We start from the raw sequence: 19,482 nt of genomic DNA, 5'->3' as shown, positions 1-19,482 counted from the left end.
CGACGGCCGGGCCGTAGGGTGGAGCGGGTGGATGATCTCTGGGGGCGCCTGCGGGTGCGGGTGGTGCCGCTGCTGGCGGCCGGGGTGACGGTGGCGGCCGGGCTGGGCGTGCGGGCCGGGCTGGGCGGGGACGTCGCGAAGTACGCCGGGGACGCGCTCTACACGGTGCTGGTGTACGCGCTGGTGGTGCTGGTCGCGCCCCGTGTGCGGCCGGGGCGGGCGGCGGTGGTGGCGGCGGGGCTGAGCTGGGCGGTGGAGCTGTTCCAGATCACCGGGGTGCCCGACGAGTTGGGGCGGCGCAGCGGGCTGGCCCGGTTGGTGCTGGGGTCGACGTTCAATCCGCCGGACCTGTTCTGGTACCTGGTCGGCGCCGTGTTCCCCGCGCTGGTGCACCGGGTGCTGCGGACCGCGAAGGCCGCAAGGGCTGCGAGGAGGACCGCAGCACCCGGTGTCGTCTGACGCGACGTCAGAGCGGAAGCAGGTCGGGCCGCTTGGCCTCGACGTGGTCCCCCGAGGACTCCCCGCGCAGCCGTCGGCCGACCCAGGGGAGCAGGTACTCGCGGGCCCACTGGAGGTTCTCGCGCCGCTGGTCGGCGGGGGACAGCTCCGGGGTGGCCGGCCAGGGCGCCTCCGGGTCCTGCTCGGTGCGCAGCCCCAGGGAGCGGGCGGCCAGCAGGGCGACCCGCTGGTGGCCTTCGGGGGAGAGGTGCAGCCGGTCCTCGCTCCAGGCCCGGCGGTCCTGGACGGCGCGCAGCGACCACAGGTCGGCCACCTTGCACCCGTTGCGGTCGGCGACCGCCCGCATGTGCCCGTTGTAGGTGGCGATCTTGCCGCGCAGGTGCTTGAACAGCGGTACGTCCCGGGTGTCGAAGCCGGTGCAGATCAGCACCGTCCCGGCGGAGGCGGTGAGTTGGACGATGGCCGCCTCGAAGCGCTCGGCGACCTCGTCCGGGTCGCTGCCGGGCCGCAGGATGTCGTTGCCGCCGGCGCAGAAGGTGACCAGGTCGGGCTGGAGCCGACGGACCTGTGGCACCTGCTCGGCCGTGATCTGGTCCAGCAGCCGGCCGCGCACCGCCAGGTTGGCGTAGCGGAACCCGCCCGGCGGACGTCCGTCGGCGAGCAGCCCGGCCAGGCGGTCGGCCCAGCCGGCGAAGGCGCCGTCGGCACCGGGGTCGTTCAGGCCCTCGGTGAAGCTGTCGCCGAGGGCGGCATACGAACTGAGGTCAAGGGTCTCCTGGAGGTTCGGCATGAAGGAGATAGTTCACCCATTCAAGTGACCTACGCCACCGTAGGTGACCCCGCCGGCACGTGAGATGGGCCACGTGCCCCACCCGGAATACAACCGGGTGCAGAGCGGCGGCCCCCGGAAACCACAAGATCCCGCCCCCCTTCCGCTTTTGGGCCCGCCCGGACGATGCTCGAAGGGCGCGGCCGGCCCGGCCGCCGTCCTTCCAGGGGGAAGACAACCATGGCTCCGAATCCGACCTCCGGCCTGTCCGGGCAGTGGTCCGTCGACGACCGCTGCACCAACTGCGACGTGGCCCGGCAGCTCGCGCCAGGACTGATCCGTGAGCGCGCCGGCCGCTCCGAGCTGGTCCGCCAGCCGCGCGACGAGGCCGAGCACCGCCGGCTGCTCGCCGCCGCCCACGCCTGCCCCACCCGCTCCATCCGGCCGGGCACCGGCCCGCTCGACCCGGCCACCGACCCCTTCCCGCTGGGCCTCGACGACGGCCTGCTGCTGCTCGGCCACAACTCCCGCCACAACGCCGGGGCCAACTCCTACCTCTGCCGCCGCCCCACGGGCTGGCTGATGGTCGACACTCCCCGCTTCGCCGAGCCGCTCGCGGCCCGGTACGAGGCCCTCGGCCCGGTCACCGACATCCTGCTGACGCACCGCGACCACGCGGCGCACGGCCGGGCGTACGCCGACCGGCTCGGCGCCCGGCTCTGGATCCACGAGGGCGACCTGGACGCCGCGCCCGACGCCGACCGGGTGCTGCGCGGCGTCGAGCCGGTGGAGGTCGCCCCCGGCGTCACCGCCCACCCCTTCCCCGGCCACACCCGCGGCAGCGTGCTGTACCTGGTCGACGAGCGGTACTGCTTCACCGGCGACACCCTGTACTGGTCCCGCACCACCGGTGACCTGGAGGTGTACGACACCGTCACCTGGTACTCGATCGAGGAGCTCTCCGCCTCGCTGGACCGCAGCCTGGACGCGCTGCGCTTCGAGTGGCTGCTGCCCGGGCACGGCCAGCGGCACCGGATGCCCGCCGAGGAGGCGGCGGCCCGGCTGCGGGCGCTCGCCGACCGCTGTCGGGGCCTGCGGACCGCGCCGGTGGACTTCGGCGCGGTCCGCTGGTGACACCTCGGCGCGGCCCGTCCCCGTGACGTTCGGCGCGGCCCGCCCCCGTGACGCTCGGTGCGGTCCGTCCCGTGGCGATCGGCCGCGCGTGCGCCGGAGCCCGCGCCGGGTGCGCGGGGGCCTGCGCCCGCCGGGGGCGCCCGCGCGGGTGTGCGAACAGCCCCGCCGGGGCAGCGGCCTGGGGAACGGAATCCCCGAACTCCCCTGTACCCGAGGATGGTTGAGGAATGCCCACGCAGACACCGGAGCGCACCGCCAGGCCGCGGCGCTACCTGATGTGCCGGCCGACGTACTTCACCGTCGACTACGCGATCAACCCGTGGATGGACCCGGCACAGCCCACCGACACCGCGCTCGCCGTCCGCCAGTGGGAGCGGCTGTACTGGCTGTACCGCCGCCTCGGCCACACCGTCGAGCTGATCGACCCGGTGCCCGGCCTGCCCGACATGGTCTACGCCGCCAACGGCGCGACCGTGCTGGACGGCCGGGCGCTGGTCGCGACCTTCCGCTACCCGGAGCGGGCCGCCGAGTCCGAGGCCTACCAGGCCTGGTTCCGCTCGCACGGCTACCGCGAGGTGCACCGCGCCGGGCACGTCAACGAGGGCGAGGGCGACCACCTGGTGGCCGGCGGCCGGGTGCTCGCCGGGACGGGCTTTCGCACCTCCCGGGCCGCGCACGCGGAGGCGGGCGAGTTCTTCGGCGTCCCGGTGGTCGGCCTGACCCTGGTCGACCCGCGCTTCTACCACCTGGACACGGCGCTGGCCGTGCTCGCCGACGACCACGTCATGTACTACCCGGAGGCCTTCGACGTCGACAGCCGGGCCGCGCTGCGCACCCTGTACCCGGACGCGATCCTCGCCGACCGGGCCGACGCCGAGGTGTTCGGCCTCAACGCGGTCTCGGACGGGCGCCGGGTGCTGCTGCCCGAGGCGGCGAAACACCTGGCCGGGCGGCTCGTCGAGCACGGCTACCAGCCGGTCCCGGTGGACGTCTCGGAGCTGTTGAAGGGCGGCGGCGGAGCCAAGTGCTGCACGCTGGAGCTGCGGCCCGCCTGAGTCCGGCCCCGCAGTCGGAGCTGCCCTCGGCGCTGCCCTCCGCGTTGCCCTCGCGGACCTTCCCGGCCGCCCCGCCGTCCGGTAGAGCGTGGCTGGGGCATCCGGGGCATCCGGGGCATCCAGGGCATTCGGGGCGGAGGTGGCGATGAGCCGAGCCGCCGCGGCCCGGGTCGGCTCGGTCAGCCCTCGACCAGCAGCACCTCCAGGGTGCGCGGGCCGTGCACGCCCTCGACCCGGTCGAGCTCGATGTCGCTGGTCGCGGACGGCCCGGAGATCCAGGTCTGCGGGCGGGCCGGGTCGAGCCGGGGGAGTGCGAGCGGCACGGAGGCGACGACCTGCCCGGGGGCCCGGACGACGCACAGGTGGTGGTCCGGGACGAGGGTGAGCAGCCGCCGCCCCTGGCCCGGTCCGGCGTCCAGCACGATCGTCCCGGTCTCGGCGATCGCGAGCGCGCAGCCGGTGACGACGCTGTCCACGGCGTCGAGCCGGGCGGCGGTGAGCGTACCGTCGTCGGGGACGGCCGTGACGGCGGTGGCGCTGAGCCAGCCGGGCGGCAGGCCGGGCGGCACGGCGACCGTGCGGCTGCCGCGTTCGGCCAGCAACCGGGCCAGGACGCCGGGCAGTTCGGCCTCGGTGCAGCGGTGTACCCGGGCCCGGTAGTCGGCCAGGTTGTGGTGCAGCAGGTCGAGCAGGGCCGCCGGATCGTCCGGACTGTGCGTGCGCAGGTAGTCCCGGGCGACCGGCTCCTCCGCTGCCGGGCCCCGGTCGGGGGCCCGGTCCTGGTCCCGGTCCTGGTCCCGGTCCGGGCCGGGGCCGGGGTCGGCGAGTGCGGCGCGGATCCGGGCGAGCATCAACTCCCGTGCGGTCATGAGCGGTTCCTCCGCCACCAGTCGCGGAACGGTTCGGGGGGCACCTCCGGGAGGTCCCGGGTGTCGGTCCAGGCCCGGCCCGGGCCGGGCAGCCGGCGCGGGTGCAGCGCGCGGGTGCGTCCGGCGAGCCGCTCGGCGGCCGCTAGCGCCGCCGGGTGGTCGAGCACGTACCCGGCGGCCGCGATCGCGGCCCGCTCCAGCGGGTGCCCGCCCTGCTCGGCGACCCGCTCGCGCAGGTGCACCAGCACCTCGGGGATGTCGATCGCCACCGGGCAGACCTGGTAGCAGGCCCCGCAGAGCGAGGAGGCGTACGGCAGCGAGGCCTCCAAGGGGCTGGTGGTGCCGTGCAGTTGGGGTGTCAGGATGGCGCCGATCGGGCCCGGGTAGACCGAGCCGTAGGCGTGGCCGCCGGCCCGTTCGTACACCGGGCAGACGTTGAGGCAGGCCGAGCAGCGGATGCAGCGCAGCGCCTGGCGGCCGACCTGGTCGGCGAGCGCGGCGGTGCGCCCGTTGTCGAGCAGCACGAGGTGGAAGGCGGACGGGCCGTCGCCTTCCGTGGTGCCGGTCCACAGCGAGGTGTACGGGTTCATCCGCTCGGCGGTGGAGGAACGGGGGAGCAGTTGCAGGAAGACCTCCAGGTCCCGCCAGGTCGGCACGACCTTCTCGATCCCGACGACGGAGATCAGCGTGCGCGGCAGGGTGAGGCACATCCGGCCGTTGCCCTCGGACTCGACGACCACCAGGGTGCCGGTCTCGGCGACCATGAAGTTGGCGCCGGAGACCGCGACCCGGGCGCGCAGGAACTTCTCCCGCAGGTGCAGCCGGGCCGCTTCGGCGAGTTCGGCGGGGGAGTCGGTCAGGCCCTCGGGTGCGGGGCGGCCCCAGGCGGCCATCCGTTCGGCGAAGATCTCCCGGATCTCGGCGCGGTTGCGGTGGATCGCGGGCACCAGGATGTGCGAGGGCCGGTCCTCGCCCAACTGGACGATGAGCTCGGCGAGATCGGTCTCGTACGCGGTGATCCCCTCGGCGGCGAGCGCCTCGTTGAGCCCGATCTCCTGGGTGGCCATCGACTTGACCTTGACGACCTCCGTCTCTCCCGTGGCGCGGACCAGGTCGGCGACGATCCGGTTGGCCTCCTCGGCGTCGGCCGCCCAGTGCACGGTGCCGCCGGCCGCGGTGACGGCCTCCTCCAACTGGACGAGGTAGCGGTCGAGATGGCGCAGCGTGTGGTCCTTGATCGCTTTGCCGGCGGCGCGCAGTTCGGCCCAGTCGTCGAGTTCGGCGACGGCGCGGGCCCGCTTGTCCCGGATGGTGTGGGTGGCGTGCCGCAGGTTGGCGCGCAGCCGCTCGTCCCGGACGGCCGTCGCGGCGGCCTGCGGGAAGGGCGTCTGCGGGAAGGCCGGCATGCCGAGGAAGGTGCCGGTCATGCGGGCCTCCACGGGTGTTCCTCGGTGCTGGCGAGGATCTCCGCCAGGTGCAGCGGGCGCAGGGCCGCGCCCCGGCGGCGCAGCGTGCCGCCGAGGTGCAGCAGACAGGAGTTGTCGGCGCCGCACAGGACTTGGGCGCCGGTGCCGAGCGCGTGGGCGATCTTGTCCTCGGCCATGGCCGCCGAGACGGCCGCGTTCTTGACCGCGAAGGTGCCGCCGAAGCCGCAGCACTCCTCGGCGCCGGGCAGTTCGACCAGTTCCAGGCCCCGGACGGCGCGCAGCAGCCGCAGCGGCCGTTCGCCGAGGCCGAGCACCCGCAGGCCGTGGCAGGAGGGGTGGTAGGTGACGGTGTGCGGGAAGTGCGCGCCGACGTCCTCGACGCCCAGCACGTCGGTGAGGAACTCGGTCAGCTCGTACACCCGGGGCGTCAACGAGGCTGCCATGGAGTCGAGTTCGCCGCCCCGGCCGTCGGCGGCGGCCCGGGCTCCGATCCGCGGGTAGTTGTCCCGGACCATGGCCACGCACGATCCGGAGGGCGTCACCACGTGCTCGTACCCGGCGAAGGCCCGTGCGGTGCGCCGCAGCAGGGGCTCGCACGCCTGCCGGTAGCCGGTGTTGTACTGCGGCTGCCCGCAGCAGGTCTGCCCGGCGGGGAAGTCCACGGTCACGCCGAGGCGTTCGAGCAGCCGGACGGTGGCGACCGCCGTGGCGGGGAACAGCGCGTCGTTGACGCAGGTGGCGAACAGTGCGACCCGCATCGGCCCTCCCTTCGTCCGGCGACACCGGCCGGCCCGCTCGTGATCGTACCGAGCGGGTCGGCCGGGGCGGGGGATCTCGGGTACCTCGGGGGGTCCCAGGGAGTCTCAGGCGAGCCAGAGGTCGGGGCCGAACACCTCGTAGTGGATGTCCGCCGCCGGGACGCCCGCCGCGAGGAGCTGCTCGCGGACGGCGCGCAGGAAGGGCAGCGGGCCGCACAGGTAGGCGGTGGTGCCGGCCGGGACGCCGACGGTGGAGAGGTCGACCAGGCCGGTGCGCTCGGCGGGCCAGTCGCCGAGCGGCCGCTCGTAGAAGACGTGGGCGGTGGCGTTCGGCAGCTTGGCGGTGAGCTGGGTGAGGTCGGCGCGGAAGGCGTGGGTGAGCTGGTCGCGGTCGCCGTGCACCGAGACGACCTGCCGGGTGGAGCCGGTGGCGGCGAGGTGGTCGAGCATGGCGGTCATCGGGGTGTTGCCGATGCCGGCGGAGGCGAGCAGCACCGGTCCGTCGCCGTCGGGGAGGGCGATGTCGCCGAGCGGGGGCGCGAGGTGGACGAGGCCGCCGGTGTGCAGGTGGTCGTGCAGGTGGGCGGAGACCTCGCCGCCGGGCTCGCGCTTGACGGTGAAGCGCAGCGCGCCGTCGGCGGTGCCGGAGAGGCTGTACTGGCGGATCTGCCGGGCGCCGTCGGGCAGTTCGGTGCGCACCGAGACGTACTGGCCGGGTCGGGCGGCGGGGACGGGGCCGCCGCCGGCGGGGCGCACCAGGAAGGTGGTGACGGTGTCGGTCTCCTGGTAGCGGGCGACGACGGTGTAGGGGCGCCAGAGGTCGGCCTGGTCGCCGCCGGCGGCGACCTCGGCGCGCAGCCGGTCCTCGACGGCGACGAGGGCGTTGGCCATCAGCCAGTACACCTCGTCCCAGGCGGCGGCGACCTCGGGGGTGACGGCTTCGCCGAGCACCTCGACGATGGCGGCGAAGAGGTGCTCGTGGACGATCCGGTACTGGCTGCTGTCGATTCCGACGGAGACGTGCTTGTGGGCGATCCGGGCGAGCATCGCGTCCGGCCGCTGGTCGGGGTGGGCGACCAGCGCGCCGGCGAAGGCGGCTATCGACCCGGCGAGCGCCTGTCGCTGGGTGCCGTTGGCCTGGTTGCCGCGGTTGAACAGGTCGCGCAGCAGCTCCGGGTGGGCGGCGAACATGCGGTCGTAGAAGAGCGGGGTGATGTCCCCGATGGCGCCGCCCACGACGGGCAGGGTGGCCTCGATGACCTCGGCGGACTTGGCGGACAGCATCAGTCCGGCTCCTAACTGGTATGTGAGATTCGCATTAAAGGCCGTGCGTGAGCCCGGCCCGGGGGTGGGGGGATCAGTCGGTGGGTCTGGTGGTGAGGCCGAGCAGCACCGGGCCGGTGGGCGCGGCCACCAGGTCGTCGATGCTGAGCGGGTCGAGCGAGGCGAAGAACGCTTCCTGGGCGGTCCGCAGCGCACCGCGCAGACGGCATGCGGCCCGCAGCGGGCACGGCGGGTCGTCCTCGCAGCCGACCACGTCGCCGACCCCCTCCAGCTCGCGCAGGAGCAGCCCGAGCGAGCCGGTCCGGCCGGCGAAGGTGAGCAGCAGCCCGCCGCCGCGCCCGCGCCGGGCCTCCACCACGCCGAGGTGCTGCAGGCGGCTGACCACCTTCGCCGCGTGGGTGTACGGCACGCCGACCGCCTCGGCCACCTCGCGGGTGGTCGGGTTGGCGTCCTCGTCCAGGACGGCCAGCCGCATGGCGATCCGCAGGGCGATGTCGGTGCTCTTGGTCAGCCTCACGTTCGAAACGCTATCGAATACGACTCCACAACTCCAATTTCCTGCACGCCCCTCCCCGACCGGTCCCGACCCACCCTCGACCAGCCCACGTCCGGCCCCCGGTCGCGACGGGGAGGGGGGAGGGCGGCGACCGCTGTCCGAATCTCGGTCGAATCTGAACAGTTGGCGACATTACCGATCAGCCCCTGACGGATGGTCATACCGGCTTCTACGCTTCGTGCGGCTCCGGATCCGCAGGGGGCTGGAGCGACCGGCGTTGCATCCCTTGACCGACCATGCTGGAGAGACTCGTGAGAACACGTCGCGCACCCGGGCGCACCTGGACGGCCGTGACCGCGATAGCCGCGGCCACGGCCGCGCTGCTGTCGCAGCCCGCCACCGCCGAGGCCGCCACACCGCCGCCGACCGTCAAGGCGCACGTGCCGGTGGCGCCCTACCCGGCGGGCGTGGCGCTCACGCCGGACGGCGGCCACGCCTACGTGACCAGCCAGAGCAGCGGCACCGTGAGCGTGCTGGACACCTCGAACAACACGGTGTCCGCCACCTTCACCGCCGGCACCGGCTCCTACACGGTCGCCCTGTCCCCCGACGGGCGCCGGGCGTACCTGACCCACCACCTCGACGGCACCGTCAGCGTCGTGGACACCGCGAGCAACACCGTGACGGCCACCGTCCCGGTCGGCGCCCAGCCGTGGGGCCTCGCGCTCTCCGCGGACGGCTCGCGCGCCTACGTCGGCAACGCCGGGGCCGACACCGTGAGCGTGCTGGACACCGCCACCAACACGGTCACCGCCACCGTCCCGGTCGGCGCCGAGCCGCACGGGCTGGCCGTCTCGGCGGACGGCAAGCGGCTCTACGTCGCCGCCTCCGGCGCGAAGGCGGTGAACGTGATCGACACCGCGAGCAGCACGGTGAGCGCCACCGTTCCCGTCGGCCACAGCGTCTTCGGCCTCGCGCTCAGCCCGGACGGCACCCGGCTGTGGGCCGCCGACGCCGACGACGCCACCGCGAGCGTCCTCGACACCACCGGCAACACGCTCGTCGGCACCGTCGCCGTCGGCGCCGGCCCGTACGCCGTCTCGATCGCCCCGGACGGCAGCGTCGCGTACGTCTCCAACTACGCCGACAGCACGGTCAGCGTGGTGGACACCGCCAGCCGGACGGTCACCGCGACCGTCCCGGTCGGCGCGAGCCCGTACAGCCTGGCGATCACCGGCGACGGCCGGCGCGGCTACCTCACCGACTTCACCGGCGGCGCCGTCGACGTGCTCGACTTCCCGCTGCCCGTCCCGGCCGTCACCGGGATCAGCCCGTCCGGCGGCTCGGGGGTCGGCGGCACGACGGTGACCGTCACCGGCACCGACCTGAACGGCGCCACCGCCGTGACCTTCGGTACGGCGGGCGCCGCCACCGCCTTCAAGTGCACCAGGACCAGCTGCACCGCCACCGCCCCCGCCACCACGGTGACCGGGCCGGTGGACGTCCGGGTCACCACGCCCGGCGGCACCAGCGCCGCCGTCGCCGCCGACCGCTTCAGCTACACGGCCCCCAGCGCCCACCTCGGCGTCGCCCTGACCGCCACGCCGGTGTCCAACCTGCTGAGCGGCCGGGTCGACTACACCGTCACACTGACCGGTCAGGGCCCCGACACGCTGACCTCGGGCACCGTCTCCGCCGACCTCCCGGCCGGCCTCGCGGCGACCTCCAGCGACTGCACCATCGCGGGCACCAAGCTCACCTGCAAGCTCACCGGGCCGCTCGCCAAGGGGGCGAGCACCACCCGGCACTTCTCGATCTCGGTCGGCCTGCTCAGCCTGATCCGCACCTTCGACGTCACGGTGGCCCGCACCGCCGGTGTGCCCGCCGACCCGACCCCGGCCACCAGCCGGGACACCCGCAGCTGCACCGCCGTCCTCGGACTGCTGATCACCTGCCACTGACCCTCCCCGAGCACCGAAGGCCCCGCCGGCGTCGGCGGGGCCTTCGCCGTAGCCGCCGGATGTCCGGACGCAACGCCTGGACGCATCATCTGGACTAAACGTCTGGTTTGGACGTACAGTCCGAACATGACCACCGAAACCCCCGACCCGCGCGTCCGGACCTGGACACCGGTCTGCCGCGCCGTGGCCCTGCTGCTCGGGCCGTACGCCGAGGTGGTGCTGCACGACGCCACCGCCGACCGGGTGCTGGCCATCTGGAACCCGATGACCCCCCGCGCCCCCGGCGACCCGTCGCTGCTCGGCGAGCTGGACGCCCTCGACGCGTCCGCCCCCGACGTCTACGGGCCCTACGAGAAGCTGCTGCCCGACGGGCGCCGGCTCTCCTCCGTCAGCGCCGTGCTGCGCGACGACGCCGGACGGCCCTCGGCGGTGCTCTGCGTCAACCTCGACCGGGGCCCGCTGGAGCACGCCGCCGCCCTGCTGGCGGGTTTCGCCGCGCCCACCGCGCCCCGCCCCGAACCGCTCTTCGAGCGCGACTGGACGGAACGGATGAACGACGTGATCGGCGGCTACGTCCGCGAGCACGGCCGCCCGCTCGAACGCTTCGGCCGCGAGGACCGGCTCGCCGTCCTGCGCGAACTCGACCAGGCCGGCGTGTTCGCCGTCCGTCGCGCCGTCCCGGCCGTCGCCACCGCACTGCGGGTCTCCCGTTCGACCGCCTACACCCTGCTCGCCGAGCTCAAGCAGACCCCCGAGCCGCGGCAAGCCCCTGAGGACCGGCAGCCCCCCGAACCCCGGCACCGGCACCCCGACCCCGACCCCGACCCCGACACCGGCGCCGACGCCGACGCCGACGAGAGCGAGTGACAGAGAGATGACCAGGCTCCCCGACTTCCGGCTCGAAACCTACTTCTCGCGCTGGGAGTTCAGCGCCCGCCACCACCTCGCCGCCTCCGACGCCCAGACCATGACGATGGCCGAACTCCTCGCCCTGGCCGGTCCCGAGGACCGCCGGGCCTGGGACGGCCTCGCCCTCGGCTACACCGAGACCTACGGTGATCCGGAGCTGCGCCGCGCGATCGCCGGGATGTACCAGGAGGTCGACGCCGACGACGTGCTCTGCTTCGGCGGCGCGCAGGAGGGGCTCAACCTCGCCATGCAGGTGCTCCTCGACCGGGGCGACCACGCCGTGGTGGTGACCCCCAACTACCAGTCGGCCGAGACCATCCCGCTCTCCCTCTGCGAGGTCACCGGCGTCGCCCTGGACGAGAAGGACGACTGGGCCCTCGACCTCGACGCGGTCACGGCCGCACTGCGCCCGAACACCCGGGTGCTGTCGGTGAACTTCCCGAACAACCCGACCGGCAAGGTCATCGACGCGGCCGACTTCACGCGTCTGGTGGAGCTGTGCGACGAGCGCGGCATCCGACTCTTCTCCGACGAGGTCTACCGCGGTCTGGAGCGCGACCCGGCCCGGGCGCTGCCGCAGGCCGCCGACCTCTCCGCGCGCGCCCTCTCGCTCAACGTCACCTCGAAGTCGCTCGGCCTGCCCGGCCTGCGGATCGGCTGGATCGCCTGCCGCGACCGGGAGTTGCGCTCCCGGCTGGAGCGGGCCAAGCACTACACCACGATCTGCAACTCGGCGCCGAGCGAGGTGCTGGCCCGGATCGCGATCAACGCCCGCGAGCAGATCCTGGCGCGCAACCGCGCGATCATCGCGGAGAACCTGCCCCGGTTCGACGCGTTCTTCGCCGAGTTCGGCGACCTCTTCGAGTGGCGTGCCCCGGACGGCGGCTGCGTGGCCTACCCGCGCTACCTCGGGGCGGACGGGGTCGAGGACTTCTGCACCGCGCTGGTCGAGCAGGCGGGCGTCCTGCTGCTGCCCGCGAGCATGTTTCACTCCGACCTGACGCCCGCCCCCGCCGACCGCTTCCGGATCGGCCTGGGGCGCCGCGACCCGGGCCCCGCCCTGGCGGCCTTCGGTGACTGGCTCCGCGGTCGCTGACCGCCGGGTGCTGCTGGAAGGACATGTGGGTCGGGCCCGTTCGGGAGGCAGTCGCCTCCCGAACGGGCCCGCCGACCTCAGAGCTTCTGCCAGGCCGGCTTGGCGGCGTAGGTGTCGCGGAAGTAGTCGGCGAGCTTGAGGCCGGAGGCGGCGGCCTCGTCGACCACCACGGTGGCGTGCGGGTGGAGCTGCAGCGCCGAGGCGGGGACGGCGGCGGACAGCGGGCCCTCGACGGAGAGGGCGACGGCCTCGGCCTTGGCCTCGCCGGTGGCGAGCAGGACGAGGTGGCGCGCCTCCAGGATGGTCCCGATGCCCTGGGTGATGACGTGGTGCGGGACCTCGTCGAGGCTGTCGAAGAACCGGGCGTTGTCCTCGCGGGTCTGCCGGGTGAGCGTCTTGATCCGGGTCCGGGAGGCCAGCGAGGAGCAGGGCTCGTTGAAGCCGATGTGGCCGTCGGTGCCGATGCCGAGCAGCTGGAGGTCCACGCCGCCGGCCGCGGCCAGCGCGCGGTCGTAGGCGGCGGCCGCCGCGGCGATGTCCGTCGCGTTGCCGTCCGGGCCGAGGAAGGAGTCCTCGGTCAGGCCCAGCGGCTCGACGACCTCGCGCAGCACCACCGAACGGTAGGACTCGGGGTGGCCGGCGGGCAGGCCGACGTACTCGTCGAGCTGGCAGATGCGCGCCCGGGAGGCGTCGAGCCGGCCGTCGCGGACCCGCTCGGCGAGGGCCTGGTAGATCGGCAGCGGCGTCGAGCCGGTCGCCACGCCGAGCAGGGCCTCGGGCTTGCCGGTCAGCAGATCGGTGATCGCCGCGGCGATGAGTTCGCCGGCCGCTGAGGCGTCAGGGACGATCACGATTTCCATACTGGTCCACCGTTCTGAGCCGGGTGCTTGGTCTAGACCCTTGAGGTCTAGACCAGTTTGCCGTGAACGGGCGCCCCAGGTCCACTCGGGCCCTGGTCGGAGCCGCTCCGCCCGTCCCCGGAGCGTCGGGAGCCGCCCTGCCGGGGCGGTACATGCCGACGGGCCGGCCGCCGGATGCGCCGGCGGCCGGCCCTGGAGCCGGGGCGCGGGCGCCCCGGCGGGTGGGGTGGGTCGGGTCGATCGAGGACCTTGGTGCCAGTGGAGCGGCGGGGTCCGTCAGAACGGGTTGGTACAGGTGGTGACCTGCTGGGTCGCCTGCAGCGCCGGGCCGGCGGTGGCGCAGATGATCCGCAGGTCGGTGGTGACGACGCGCGGGGTGACCGCCTTCGCGGAGCCCAGGCGCACGGTGGTCGCGGAGGCGATCGTCTCCCACGGGCTGCCCCAGGCCTTCTGGGTCCGCACCTCGACCTGAACCATCGTCAACTGGTTCGGGTCGGCGGAGACCTGGGCGACGCCGAAGAAGCCCTCACCGTCGTGCTGGTGCGAGATGCAGGGCGTGTTGAGCACGGAGGCGCAGGCCACCGCTTCGTTCTCGGTCGTCGCCGGGGCCGCGATGGCCGGTCCGGCCATCAGGCCTGCTATCCCTGCCACCATCATCGTCACAGCTGCGATCCGAGCGCGCATGATATGAACCTCCTTGGAAATTAAGGGGATCTCACTCCTTGAGATGAGTCTTGCACAGAACGTGGACATGTCGTGTGTGTGTTGCGTCACACTCAAGGTGACCATTCAACTACGTGCTGCAACCACCCGTCGAGCGGTCGACGGACCGGCAGGTGAGCGGCCCTGGAGGCAACTCGGCGACGCCCGAACCGGGTTGGCGGTGCTCCTTCACTCGTCCGGGTGGCGAACTGCCGTCGGGGCGAATCGGGCCGTTAGCATCGACCCGGACCACGGAGGTGCCTGCGTGGACACGGTCATCGTGCAACTGCCCGACCGGGAGCCCGTGATGGCGCCCGGCGAACCGCCCGGCCTGCTGCGGATGGGCCCCGGCGAGGCCGCGGCGTTCGGGCGCGGCGAGCCCGGCCGTCCGGCCCCCATCCCCCTGCCCGACCAGGGCGTCTCCCGGCGCGCGGGGGAGGTCACCGCCGCCGAGGACTACTGGCGGCTGTCCAACTTCAGCACCTCCGCCACCTACGTGGTGGAGAACCTGGAGGGCGCGGGCGAGCACGTCAAGGTGGCGCCCGGCCGGCTCGGCGCGCCCGTCCCGTTCGAGTTCTCCCGGGTGCTGCTGCCCGCCCTCGGCGAACCCGCCTCGTTCAAGGTCTTCGCCCCGCAGCACGCCTACCTGGAGAGCCGGGCCGGCGGCATCGGCGGCGAACCCACCGTCAGCCCGTTCGCCCTCGACCCGACCGCCAAGTACTTCCTGGTGCTGCTCGCGCTCTGCGAGCCCCGGCTGCGCTCGCCCTCCGCCGCCGTCGTCCCCGGTGTGACGGACGTGCTGGCCCGGCTGCGTGCCCTGCCCTCCTGCCACGGCCTGACCCGCTCGGCGGTCAACTACCACATCGACTACCTGGTGTGGACGAAGCTGCGGCTGCGCGAGCCCTACGAGGACGGCCCCGGCGGCGGCAAGCGCGAGGAACTCGCGGCCCTGGCACTGAAGTTCGACCTCGTCCGGGAGGAGCACCTGGCCCTGCTCCCGCCCCGGCGCCCGGCCGCCCGGCCGTGAGGCCCGCCGGCCGGGCGCCCGACGGGCGGCCGCCCGACGAGCCGGCGTCCGAGCAGCGGCTGCCGGAGAAGGACCAGCCCCTGCCGGACCAGCAGTTCGAGGTACCGGCCGGTTACCGGCTCGCGGGCTACCGCACCGGCGCCTACCTCGGGGCCGGCGCCTGGGGCAGCGTGTACGCGGCCGAAGGCCTCGACGGCACCCCGGCCGCCGTCAAACTGCTCAGCCCCGCCCGGCTCAGCCCCGGCCAGTGCCGGAGCATGACGGAGGCCGCCCGCAGCGAGATGCGCTTCAGCCGCCGCGCCGACCACCCCCACCTGATCCGCACCCTCGCCGTGACGGTCGTCGACGACCCGGCCCACCCCGGCCTGGACGGCGCCGTCGCCCTGGTGATGGAACGCGCCGCCCGCAGCCTCCAGGACGTCCTCGCCGCCGCCCGCCCCGGCACCCCGGTGCCCGGCGCCGAACGCGTCCTCACCGAGGTCTGCGCCGGGCTCACCCACATGCACCGGGGCGGCTGGGTGCACGGGGATCTCAAACCGGCCAACATCCTGCTGATGCCCGACGGCACCGCCAAGATCGCGGACTTCGGCCTCACCGCCGAACTGGAGGGCACCCACGCCTACGCGCCGCCGTTCGGCTCACCCGACCACGTCCCGCCCGAGTGGTGGTCCGAGCGCACCGGGGCGCGCGGCGTCGCGGTGCGCCCCAGCGCCGACATCTGGGCCTTCGGGGTGATCGCCCACCAGGTGCTCACCGGCGGCCTGCACCCGTTCCTCGGCGCCACCGCCCGAGCCCGCTCGCTGGCCGCCCAGGCGTACGCGCGCGGCGCGGCGCCGCTGAGGCTGGACGAGGCGCTGCCCGGGCCCTGGCGGGCCGTGGTCACCGCCTGCCTGGCCCCCGGGCGGGAGGAGCGGGCCCGCACCGACCTCGCCGCGCTGGTCGCCCGGGCCGGCGCGGGTCCGGCCTGCCGCCGCGGCGGCGCCCTGCGGGCCGCCACCGGCCTGCTGGCCTGCGCCGCCACCGTCCTCGCCCTGACCGGGGCCCCCGAGCCGGAGGCCGCGGAGCGAGGCGCCGCCGTACCCGTCGCGGGGTCGGCCGCCCACCCGGCCGTCCACCCTGCCGCGCCCCCGCTGCCCGGCGCGATCCCGGCCGGCTCCGACGTCCCGGTGGCCTACCGCGGCATGATCGAGCTCGCCGCCCGGCGCTGCCCCGAGCCCGAGATCACCCCGGCGCTGCTGGCCGCGATGCTCAAGGCCGAGAGCGGCTTCGACCCGAACGCGGCCCGCCCCGAGACCGGCGAGTACGGCATCGCCATGTGGACGCCCGCCGTCTTCGACGCCTGGTCGAAGGCGGCGGCCCACGACGGCCCCAAGTCCTACCTGGACCCGGGCGACGCGATCGCCGCGATGGGCAACTACGTCTGCTGGCTGGACCAGCAGATCAAGCACCGGGGTCTGACCCGCGACCTGCCGGCCCTGGTGACCGCCGCCTACCGGACCAGCGACAAGACCGTGGCGGCCGCCGGAGGCGTCCCGGAACGGGTCCGCCCACACGTCGACAAGGTGCTCCGGTACCTCGCCGACTACGGCGGGTGACCAGGCAAAACGGGATGAGTTGTGCCACATCCGCCCGTATCCCGGCGCGGGCAACCGGGTGGGCGGCCCCCGGTCTGGGATGCTCGGCGGCATGATCACGAAGCTCCGCGCGGCCGCCGCGCAATGGACCGTCGTCGTTCCGGTGGTGTCGTTCGTCGTCCTGGCCCTGACCTGGCACCGGGACCTGCCCGGTTGGGTGGTGGGCGTCGTCGCCTGCTTTCTGGCCGGCGCGGTGCTCGCCGCCGTGCACCACGCCGAGGTGATCGCGCACCGGGTCGGGGAACCCTTCGGATCGCTCGTGCTCGCGGTGGCGGTCACCGTGATCGAGGTCGCGCTGATCGTGACGCTGATGGCCGACGGCGGTTCCAAGTCCGCGACTCTGGCCCGGGACACCGTGTTCGCCGCCGTGATGATCACCTGCAACGGCATCCTCGGCCTGTCCATCCTGGTCGCCGCGGTCAAGTACCGGACCGCCGTCTTCAACGCCGAGGGCACCGGCGCCGCGCTCGCCTGCATCGGCACCCTCGCCACCCTCAGCCTGGTGCTGCCGACCTTCACCACCAGCTCCCCGGGTCCGCAGTTCTCCACCACCCAGCTGGTCTTCGCGGCCACCGCCTCGATCGTGCTGTACGGGCTGTTCGTGACCACCCTGACCTTCCGGCACCGGGACTACTTCCTGCCGGTGACCCCCGAGGGCCGGGTGCTCGACGAGGAGGACCACGCCGCGCCGCCGACCGCCAAGGCCGCCTGGATCAGCCTGATGCTGCTCGGCGTGGCCCTGGTCTCCGTGGTCGGCCTCGCCAAGGGCGTCTCGCCGACCATCGAGCACGCCGTGGACGACGCCGGACTGCCGCACTCCGTCGTCGGCGTCGTGATCGCCCTGCTCGTCCTGCTGCCGGAGACCATCGCGGCGCTGCGCGCGGCCCTGCGCAACCGGGTGCAGACCAGCCTCAACCTGGCCCTCGGCTCGGCGCTCGCCAGCATCGGCCTGACCATCCCGGCCGTCGCGATCGCCTCCTCCTGGCTCTCCGGCCCGCTCGACCTCGGCCTCGGCCCGGCACACATGGTGCTGCTGACCCTGACCATCGTGCTCGGCACCCTGACGGTCATCCCGCGCCGGGCCACCCCGCTCCAGGGCGCCGTGCACCTCGCCGTGCTGGCCGCCTACGTGGTGCTGGCGCTGAACCCCTGACGCCGCCGTAGCAGTTCCACGGAGCCCCTGCCGTCCGACACCGCCGTCGGAACCAGGGGCTCCGTGGTTTCCGGGGGGCGTGTGCCGGGCGGCGGCCCGCCGACGGGCCGGGCGCCGTCTTCACCGTGGTGGCCAACGGCGGGCTCCGGCCCGGCGGGTGGCCGCGCAGCCGCCCCGGTGGCCGGTATTGACCGGTCATCGGGGCGGGCCCGCGTGTCGGGGCGGCGGGCGGGTGCCGTGGTTCTCTATCGTCCGTCTCGGACCGCCGAGTCCGGCCGCGTCCGGATGTCCCCGTCCGAACGAACCTGTCCGAATGACCTGTCCGAGTCCGTCCGGGCCCCCTGCGGCCCCGTCGGGCCCGCAGTCGATCCGACCCCGTGGGAGTGCGTGATGCCCGGCCCAGAGCAGCAGGTGCCCGCAGACGGCGGCCGGGCCCCCCGGCCCGTCCGGACCGAGGAGAGCGCCGACGTCATCGTGGTCGGCGCAGGCCCGGCCGGCTCCACCGCCGCCTACCACCTCGCCCGCACCGGCCTGGACGTCCTGCTGCTGGAGAAGTCCGCGTTCCCGCGCGAGAAGGTCTGCGGCGACGGCCTCACCCCCCGCGCCGTCAAGCAGTTGACCGACCTCGGCATCGACGTCTCCGAGCAGGCCGGCTGGCTGCACAACCAGGGGCTGCGGCTGATCTCCGGCCGGCGCGCGCTGGAGTTCGACTGGCCCGAGCTGTCCGCCTACCCCGGCCACGGACTCGTCCGCCGGCGCGCCGACTTCGACGAACTGCTCGCCCGCCGGGCCGCCTCGGCCGGCGCCCGGCTGATCGAACGGGCCAACGTGGCGGGCCCGTTGGTGGACGAGCGGAGCGGCCGGATCACCGGCGTCACCGCGAAGCTCGGCGACGAGCGCCGGCCCGTCAGCTACCAGGCGCCGGTCGTGGTCGCCGCCGACGGCAACTCCACCCGCCTCTCCGTCGCGATGAAGCGCTACCGCCGCACCGACCGCGCCATGGGCGTCGCCTACCGCACCTACTTCACCACCCCCCGCCACCAGGACCGCTACCTGGAGGCCTGGCTCGACCTGCGCGACCCGGGCGACCCCGCCCGCCGCCTGCTGCCCGGCTACGCCTGGGTGTTCGGCATGGGCGACGGCACCGCCAACGTCGGCCTCGGTGTCCTCGACACCGCCCACGTCGACCTCGACTGGCGGGACCTGCTCCGCCGCTGGTGCGACAGCCTGCCGCCCGCGTACGGCTACACCCCCGACGCCGTCACCGAGCCCGTCCGCGGCTCCGCCCTCCCGATGGGCCTCAACCGCCAACCCCACTACGCCGACGGTCTGCTGCTCATCGGTGACGCCGGCGGCACGGTCAGCCCCGGCACCGGCGAAGGCATCGCCTACGCGATGGAATCCGGCCGCTACGCCGCCGAGACCATCGTCCAGGCCCTCGCCCGGCGCACCGACCGCGGCCGTGAACTGGCCCTGCGCGCCTACCCGCAGGCGCTGCGCTCCGCCTACGCCGGCTACTTCGCGCTCGGCCGCCTCGCCGCCGACCTGCTCGGCCGGCCCAGGCTGCTCGGCGCGGCCGGCGCCGCCGGGCTCGGCCACCCGGCGCTGCTGAAGGTGGCGTTCCGGCTCATGGTCAACCTCACCGAGCCCAACTCCAAGGACGCCCTCGACCGGCTGCTGCACCTGGTCGGGCGGGTCGCGCCGGGGCGCTGACGGGGGCCGGCCGCGCGGGGTGTCCGGACCGGTGCCGGACCGCTCATTCTTTCGGGTGAACCGGTCCGGTGTCCCGGGGTTGGCCGGAACCGGAGAATTCGGTACGCCGTCGGCCTAGTCGTGTTGACGGATGATCAGCTGATCCGCTTGCCTGGTGCCGAAACGGACACGGAGGG

At 74.2% G+C, this 19,482-nt stretch carries 18 protein-coding genes; 10 read left to right on the top strand and 8 right to left on the bottom strand.

Annotated features, from left to right (window positions below):
- The first annotated feature begins 27 nt into the window (after window positions 1-27).
- Window positions 28-459: a ribosomal maturation YjgA family protein gene (locus tag ABT015_RS15105; RefSeq protein ID WP_350879447.1), complete on the top strand. Its 432-nt coding sequence runs from the start codon at window positions 28-30 to the stop codon at window positions 457-459.
- Between the two features lie 7 nt (window positions 460-466).
- Here ABT015_RS15105 and ABT015_RS15100 read toward each other — a convergent pair whose 3' ends face one another.
- On the bottom strand, window positions 467-1,249 hold the full coding sequence (locus ABT015_RS15100; protein ID WP_350879446.1) for an SGNH/GDSL hydrolase family protein: 783 nt from the start codon (window positions 1,247-1,249) through the stop codon (window positions 467-469).
- 219 nt (window positions 1,250-1,468) lie between these two features.
- On the opposite strand from ABT015_RS15100, the gene ABT015_RS15095 reads away from it, so the two are divergent.
- Window positions 1,469-2,362, top strand: coding sequence for an MBL fold metallo-hydrolase (locus tag ABT015_RS15095; RefSeq protein ID WP_350879445.1), 894 nt, complete (start codon window positions 1,469-1,471; stop codon window positions 2,360-2,362).
- Between the two features lie 227 nt (window positions 2,363-2,589).
- Window positions 2,590-3,417 carry a dimethylargininase gene (gene ddaH, locus ABT015_RS15090; RefSeq protein ID WP_350879444.1) on the top strand — a complete coding sequence of 276 codons (828 nt, stop codon included), beginning with the start codon at window positions 2,590-2,592 and terminating at the stop codon, window positions 3,415-3,417.
- 179 nt (window positions 3,418-3,596) lie between these two features.
- On the opposite strand, the gene ABT015_RS15085 is transcribed toward ddaH, so the two are convergent.
- The 5 genes from ABT015_RS15085 to ABT015_RS15065 all read right to left on the bottom strand — a co-directional run bounded on the left by ABT015_RS15085 (window position 3,597) and on the right by ABT015_RS15065 (window position 8,272).
- A complete protein-coding gene (locus ABT015_RS15085; RefSeq protein ID WP_350879443.1) occupies window positions 3,597-4,286 on the bottom strand; it encodes a LutC/YkgG family protein in 690 nt (229 codons plus the stop codon).
- Complete coding sequence (locus ABT015_RS15080) at window positions 4,283-5,713, bottom strand: lactate utilization protein B (protein WP_350879441.1); 1,431 nt, start codon at window positions 5,711-5,713, stop codon at window positions 4,283-4,285. The genes ABT015_RS15085 and ABT015_RS15080 overlap by 4 nt, the downstream gene beginning before the upstream one ends.
- The gene (locus tag ABT015_RS15075) at window positions 5,710-6,471 is read right to left on the bottom strand and encodes a (Fe-S)-binding protein (protein WP_063350596.1); all 762 of its coding nucleotides are present in this window, start codon (window positions 6,469-6,471) and stop codon (window positions 5,710-5,712) included. Before ABT015_RS15075 ends, ABT015_RS15080 begins: the two co-directional genes overlap by 4 nt.
- A gap of 105 nt (window positions 6,472-6,576) precedes the next feature.
- The gene (locus tag ABT015_RS15070; RefSeq protein WP_350879439.1) at window positions 6,577-7,755 is read right to left on the bottom strand and encodes a globin domain-containing protein; all 1,179 of its coding nucleotides are present in this window, start codon (window positions 7,753-7,755) and stop codon (window positions 6,577-6,579) included.
- Between the two features lie 73 nt (window positions 7,756-7,828).
- The gene (locus ABT015_RS15065; protein WP_350879438.1) at window positions 7,829-8,272 is read right to left on the bottom strand and encodes an RrF2 family transcriptional regulator; all 444 of its coding nucleotides are present in this window, start codon (window positions 8,270-8,272) and stop codon (window positions 7,829-7,831) included.
- Between the two features lie 290 nt (window positions 8,273-8,562).
- Between ABT015_RS15065 and ABT015_RS15060 the strand changes: the two genes are divergently transcribed.
- From ABT015_RS15060 to ABT015_RS15050, 3 genes are all read left to right on the top strand, one after another.
- Entirely contained in the window at window positions 8,563-10,212 is a 1,650-nt protein-coding gene (locus ABT015_RS15060) for a beta-propeller fold lactonase family protein (protein WP_350879436.1), read from the top strand.
- 126 nt (window positions 10,213-10,338) lie between these two features.
- Window positions 10,339-11,079 (top strand): helix-turn-helix transcriptional regulator, encoded by a 741-nt coding sequence (locus tag ABT015_RS15055; protein WP_350879434.1) that lies wholly within the window; start codon window positions 10,339-10,341, stop codon window positions 11,077-11,079.
- A gap of 7 nt (window positions 11,080-11,086) precedes the next feature.
- The gene (locus ABT015_RS15050; RefSeq protein WP_350879433.1) at window positions 11,087-12,217 is read left to right on the top strand and encodes an aminotransferase class I/II-fold pyridoxal phosphate-dependent enzyme; all 1,131 of its coding nucleotides are present in this window, start codon (window positions 11,087-11,089) and stop codon (window positions 12,215-12,217) included.
- A 77-nt stretch (window positions 12,218-12,294) separates the two neighbouring features.
- On the opposite strand, the gene ABT015_RS15045 is transcribed toward ABT015_RS15050, so the two are convergent.
- On the bottom strand, window positions 12,295-13,077 hold the full coding sequence (locus ABT015_RS15045; protein ID WP_063350602.1) for a glucosamine-6-phosphate deaminase: 783 nt from the start codon (window positions 13,075-13,077) through the stop codon (window positions 12,295-12,297).
- Between the two features lie 276 nt (window positions 13,078-13,353).
- A complete protein-coding gene (locus ABT015_RS15040) occupies window positions 13,354-13,761 on the bottom strand; it encodes a hypothetical protein (protein WP_350879432.1) in 408 nt (135 codons plus the stop codon).
- 283 nt (window positions 13,762-14,044) lie between these two features.
- Here ABT015_RS15040 and ABT015_RS15035 point away from each other — a divergent pair, with 283 nt between their 5' ends.
- From ABT015_RS15035 to ABT015_RS15020, 4 genes are all read left to right on the top strand, one after another.
- Window positions 14,045-14,806: a serine/threonine protein kinase gene (locus ABT015_RS15035; protein ID WP_350879431.1), complete on the top strand. Its 762-nt coding sequence runs from the start codon at window positions 14,045-14,047 to the stop codon at window positions 14,804-14,806.
- Window positions 14,803-16,401, top strand: a complete 1,599-nt coding sequence (locus ABT015_RS15030) for a protein kinase domain-containing protein (RefSeq protein ID WP_350879429.1) — start codon at window positions 14,803-14,805, stop codon at window positions 16,399-16,401. Before ABT015_RS15035 ends, ABT015_RS15030 begins: the two co-directional genes overlap by 4 nt.
- Window positions 16,402-16,492: 91 nt before the next feature.
- Window positions 16,493-17,593, top strand: coding sequence for a calcium:cation antiporter (locus tag ABT015_RS15025; protein ID WP_350879428.1), 1,101 nt, complete (start codon window positions 16,493-16,495; stop codon window positions 17,591-17,593).
- Between the two features lie 390 nt (window positions 17,594-17,983).
- Window positions 17,984-19,306, top strand: coding sequence for a geranylgeranyl reductase family protein (locus ABT015_RS15020; protein ID WP_350879427.1), 1,323 nt, complete (start codon window positions 17,984-17,986; stop codon window positions 19,304-19,306).
- Window positions 19,307-19,482: the final 176 nt, after the last annotated feature.

Origin of the sequence: Kitasatospora sp. NPDC094016 (genome assembly GCF_040304045.1) — a bacterium.
Classification (GTDB): domain Bacteria; phylum Actinomycetota; class Actinomycetes; order Streptomycetales; family Streptomycetaceae; genus Kitasatospora.
Note: the sequence above shows the minus strand (reverse complement) of the source record. Positions and strands in the feature narration are given on the sequence as shown.

Excerpts from the sequence above, each read along its gene's own strand:
- ABT015_RS15100 (WP_350879446.1), bottom strand. The coding sequence starts at position 1,249 with ATGCCGAACCTCCAGGAGACCCTTGACCTCAGTTCGTATGCCGCCCTC.
- ABT015_RS15095 (WP_350879445.1), top strand. The coding sequence starts at position 1,469 with ATGGCTCCGAATCCGACCTCCGGCCTGTCCGGGCAGTGGTCCGTCGAC.
- ddaH (WP_350879444.1), top strand. The coding sequence starts at position 2,590 with ATGCCCACGCAGACACCGGAGCGCACCGCCAGGCCGCGGCGCTACCTG.
- ABT015_RS15085 (WP_350879443.1), bottom strand. The coding sequence starts at position 4,286 with ATGACCGCACGGGAGTTGATGCTCGCCCGGATCCGCGCCGCACTCGCC.
- ABT015_RS15080 (WP_350879441.1), bottom strand. The coding sequence starts at position 5,713 with ATGACCGGCACCTTCCTCGGCATGCCGGCCTTCCCGCAGACGCCCTTC.
- ABT015_RS15075 (WP_063350596.1), bottom strand. The coding sequence starts at position 6,471 with ATGCGGGTCGCACTGTTCGCCACCTGCGTCAACGACGCGCTGTTCCCC.
- ABT015_RS15070 (WP_350879439.1), bottom strand. The coding sequence starts at position 7,755 with ATGCTGTCCGCCAAGTCCGCCGAGGTCATCGAGGCCACCCTGCCCGTC.
- ABT015_RS15055 (WP_350879434.1), top strand. The coding sequence starts at position 10,339 with ATGACCACCGAAACCCCCGACCCGCGCGTCCGGACCTGGACACCGGTC.
- ABT015_RS15050 (WP_350879433.1), top strand. The coding sequence starts at position 11,087 with ATGACCAGGCTCCCCGACTTCCGGCTCGAAACCTACTTCTCGCGCTGG.
- ABT015_RS15045 (WP_063350602.1), bottom strand. The coding sequence starts at position 13,077 with ATGGAAATCGTGATCGTCCCTGACGCCTCAGCGGCCGGCGAACTCATC.
- ABT015_RS15040 (WP_350879432.1), bottom strand. The coding sequence starts at position 13,761 with ATGCGCGCTCGGATCGCAGCTGTGACGATGATGGTGGCAGGGATAGCA.
- ABT015_RS15025 (WP_350879428.1), top strand. The coding sequence starts at position 16,493 with ATGATCACGAAGCTCCGCGCGGCCGCCGCGCAATGGACCGTCGTCGTT.
- ABT015_RS15020 (WP_350879427.1), top strand. The coding sequence starts at position 17,984 with ATGCCCGGCCCAGAGCAGCAGGTGCCCGCAGACGGCGGCCGGGCCCCC.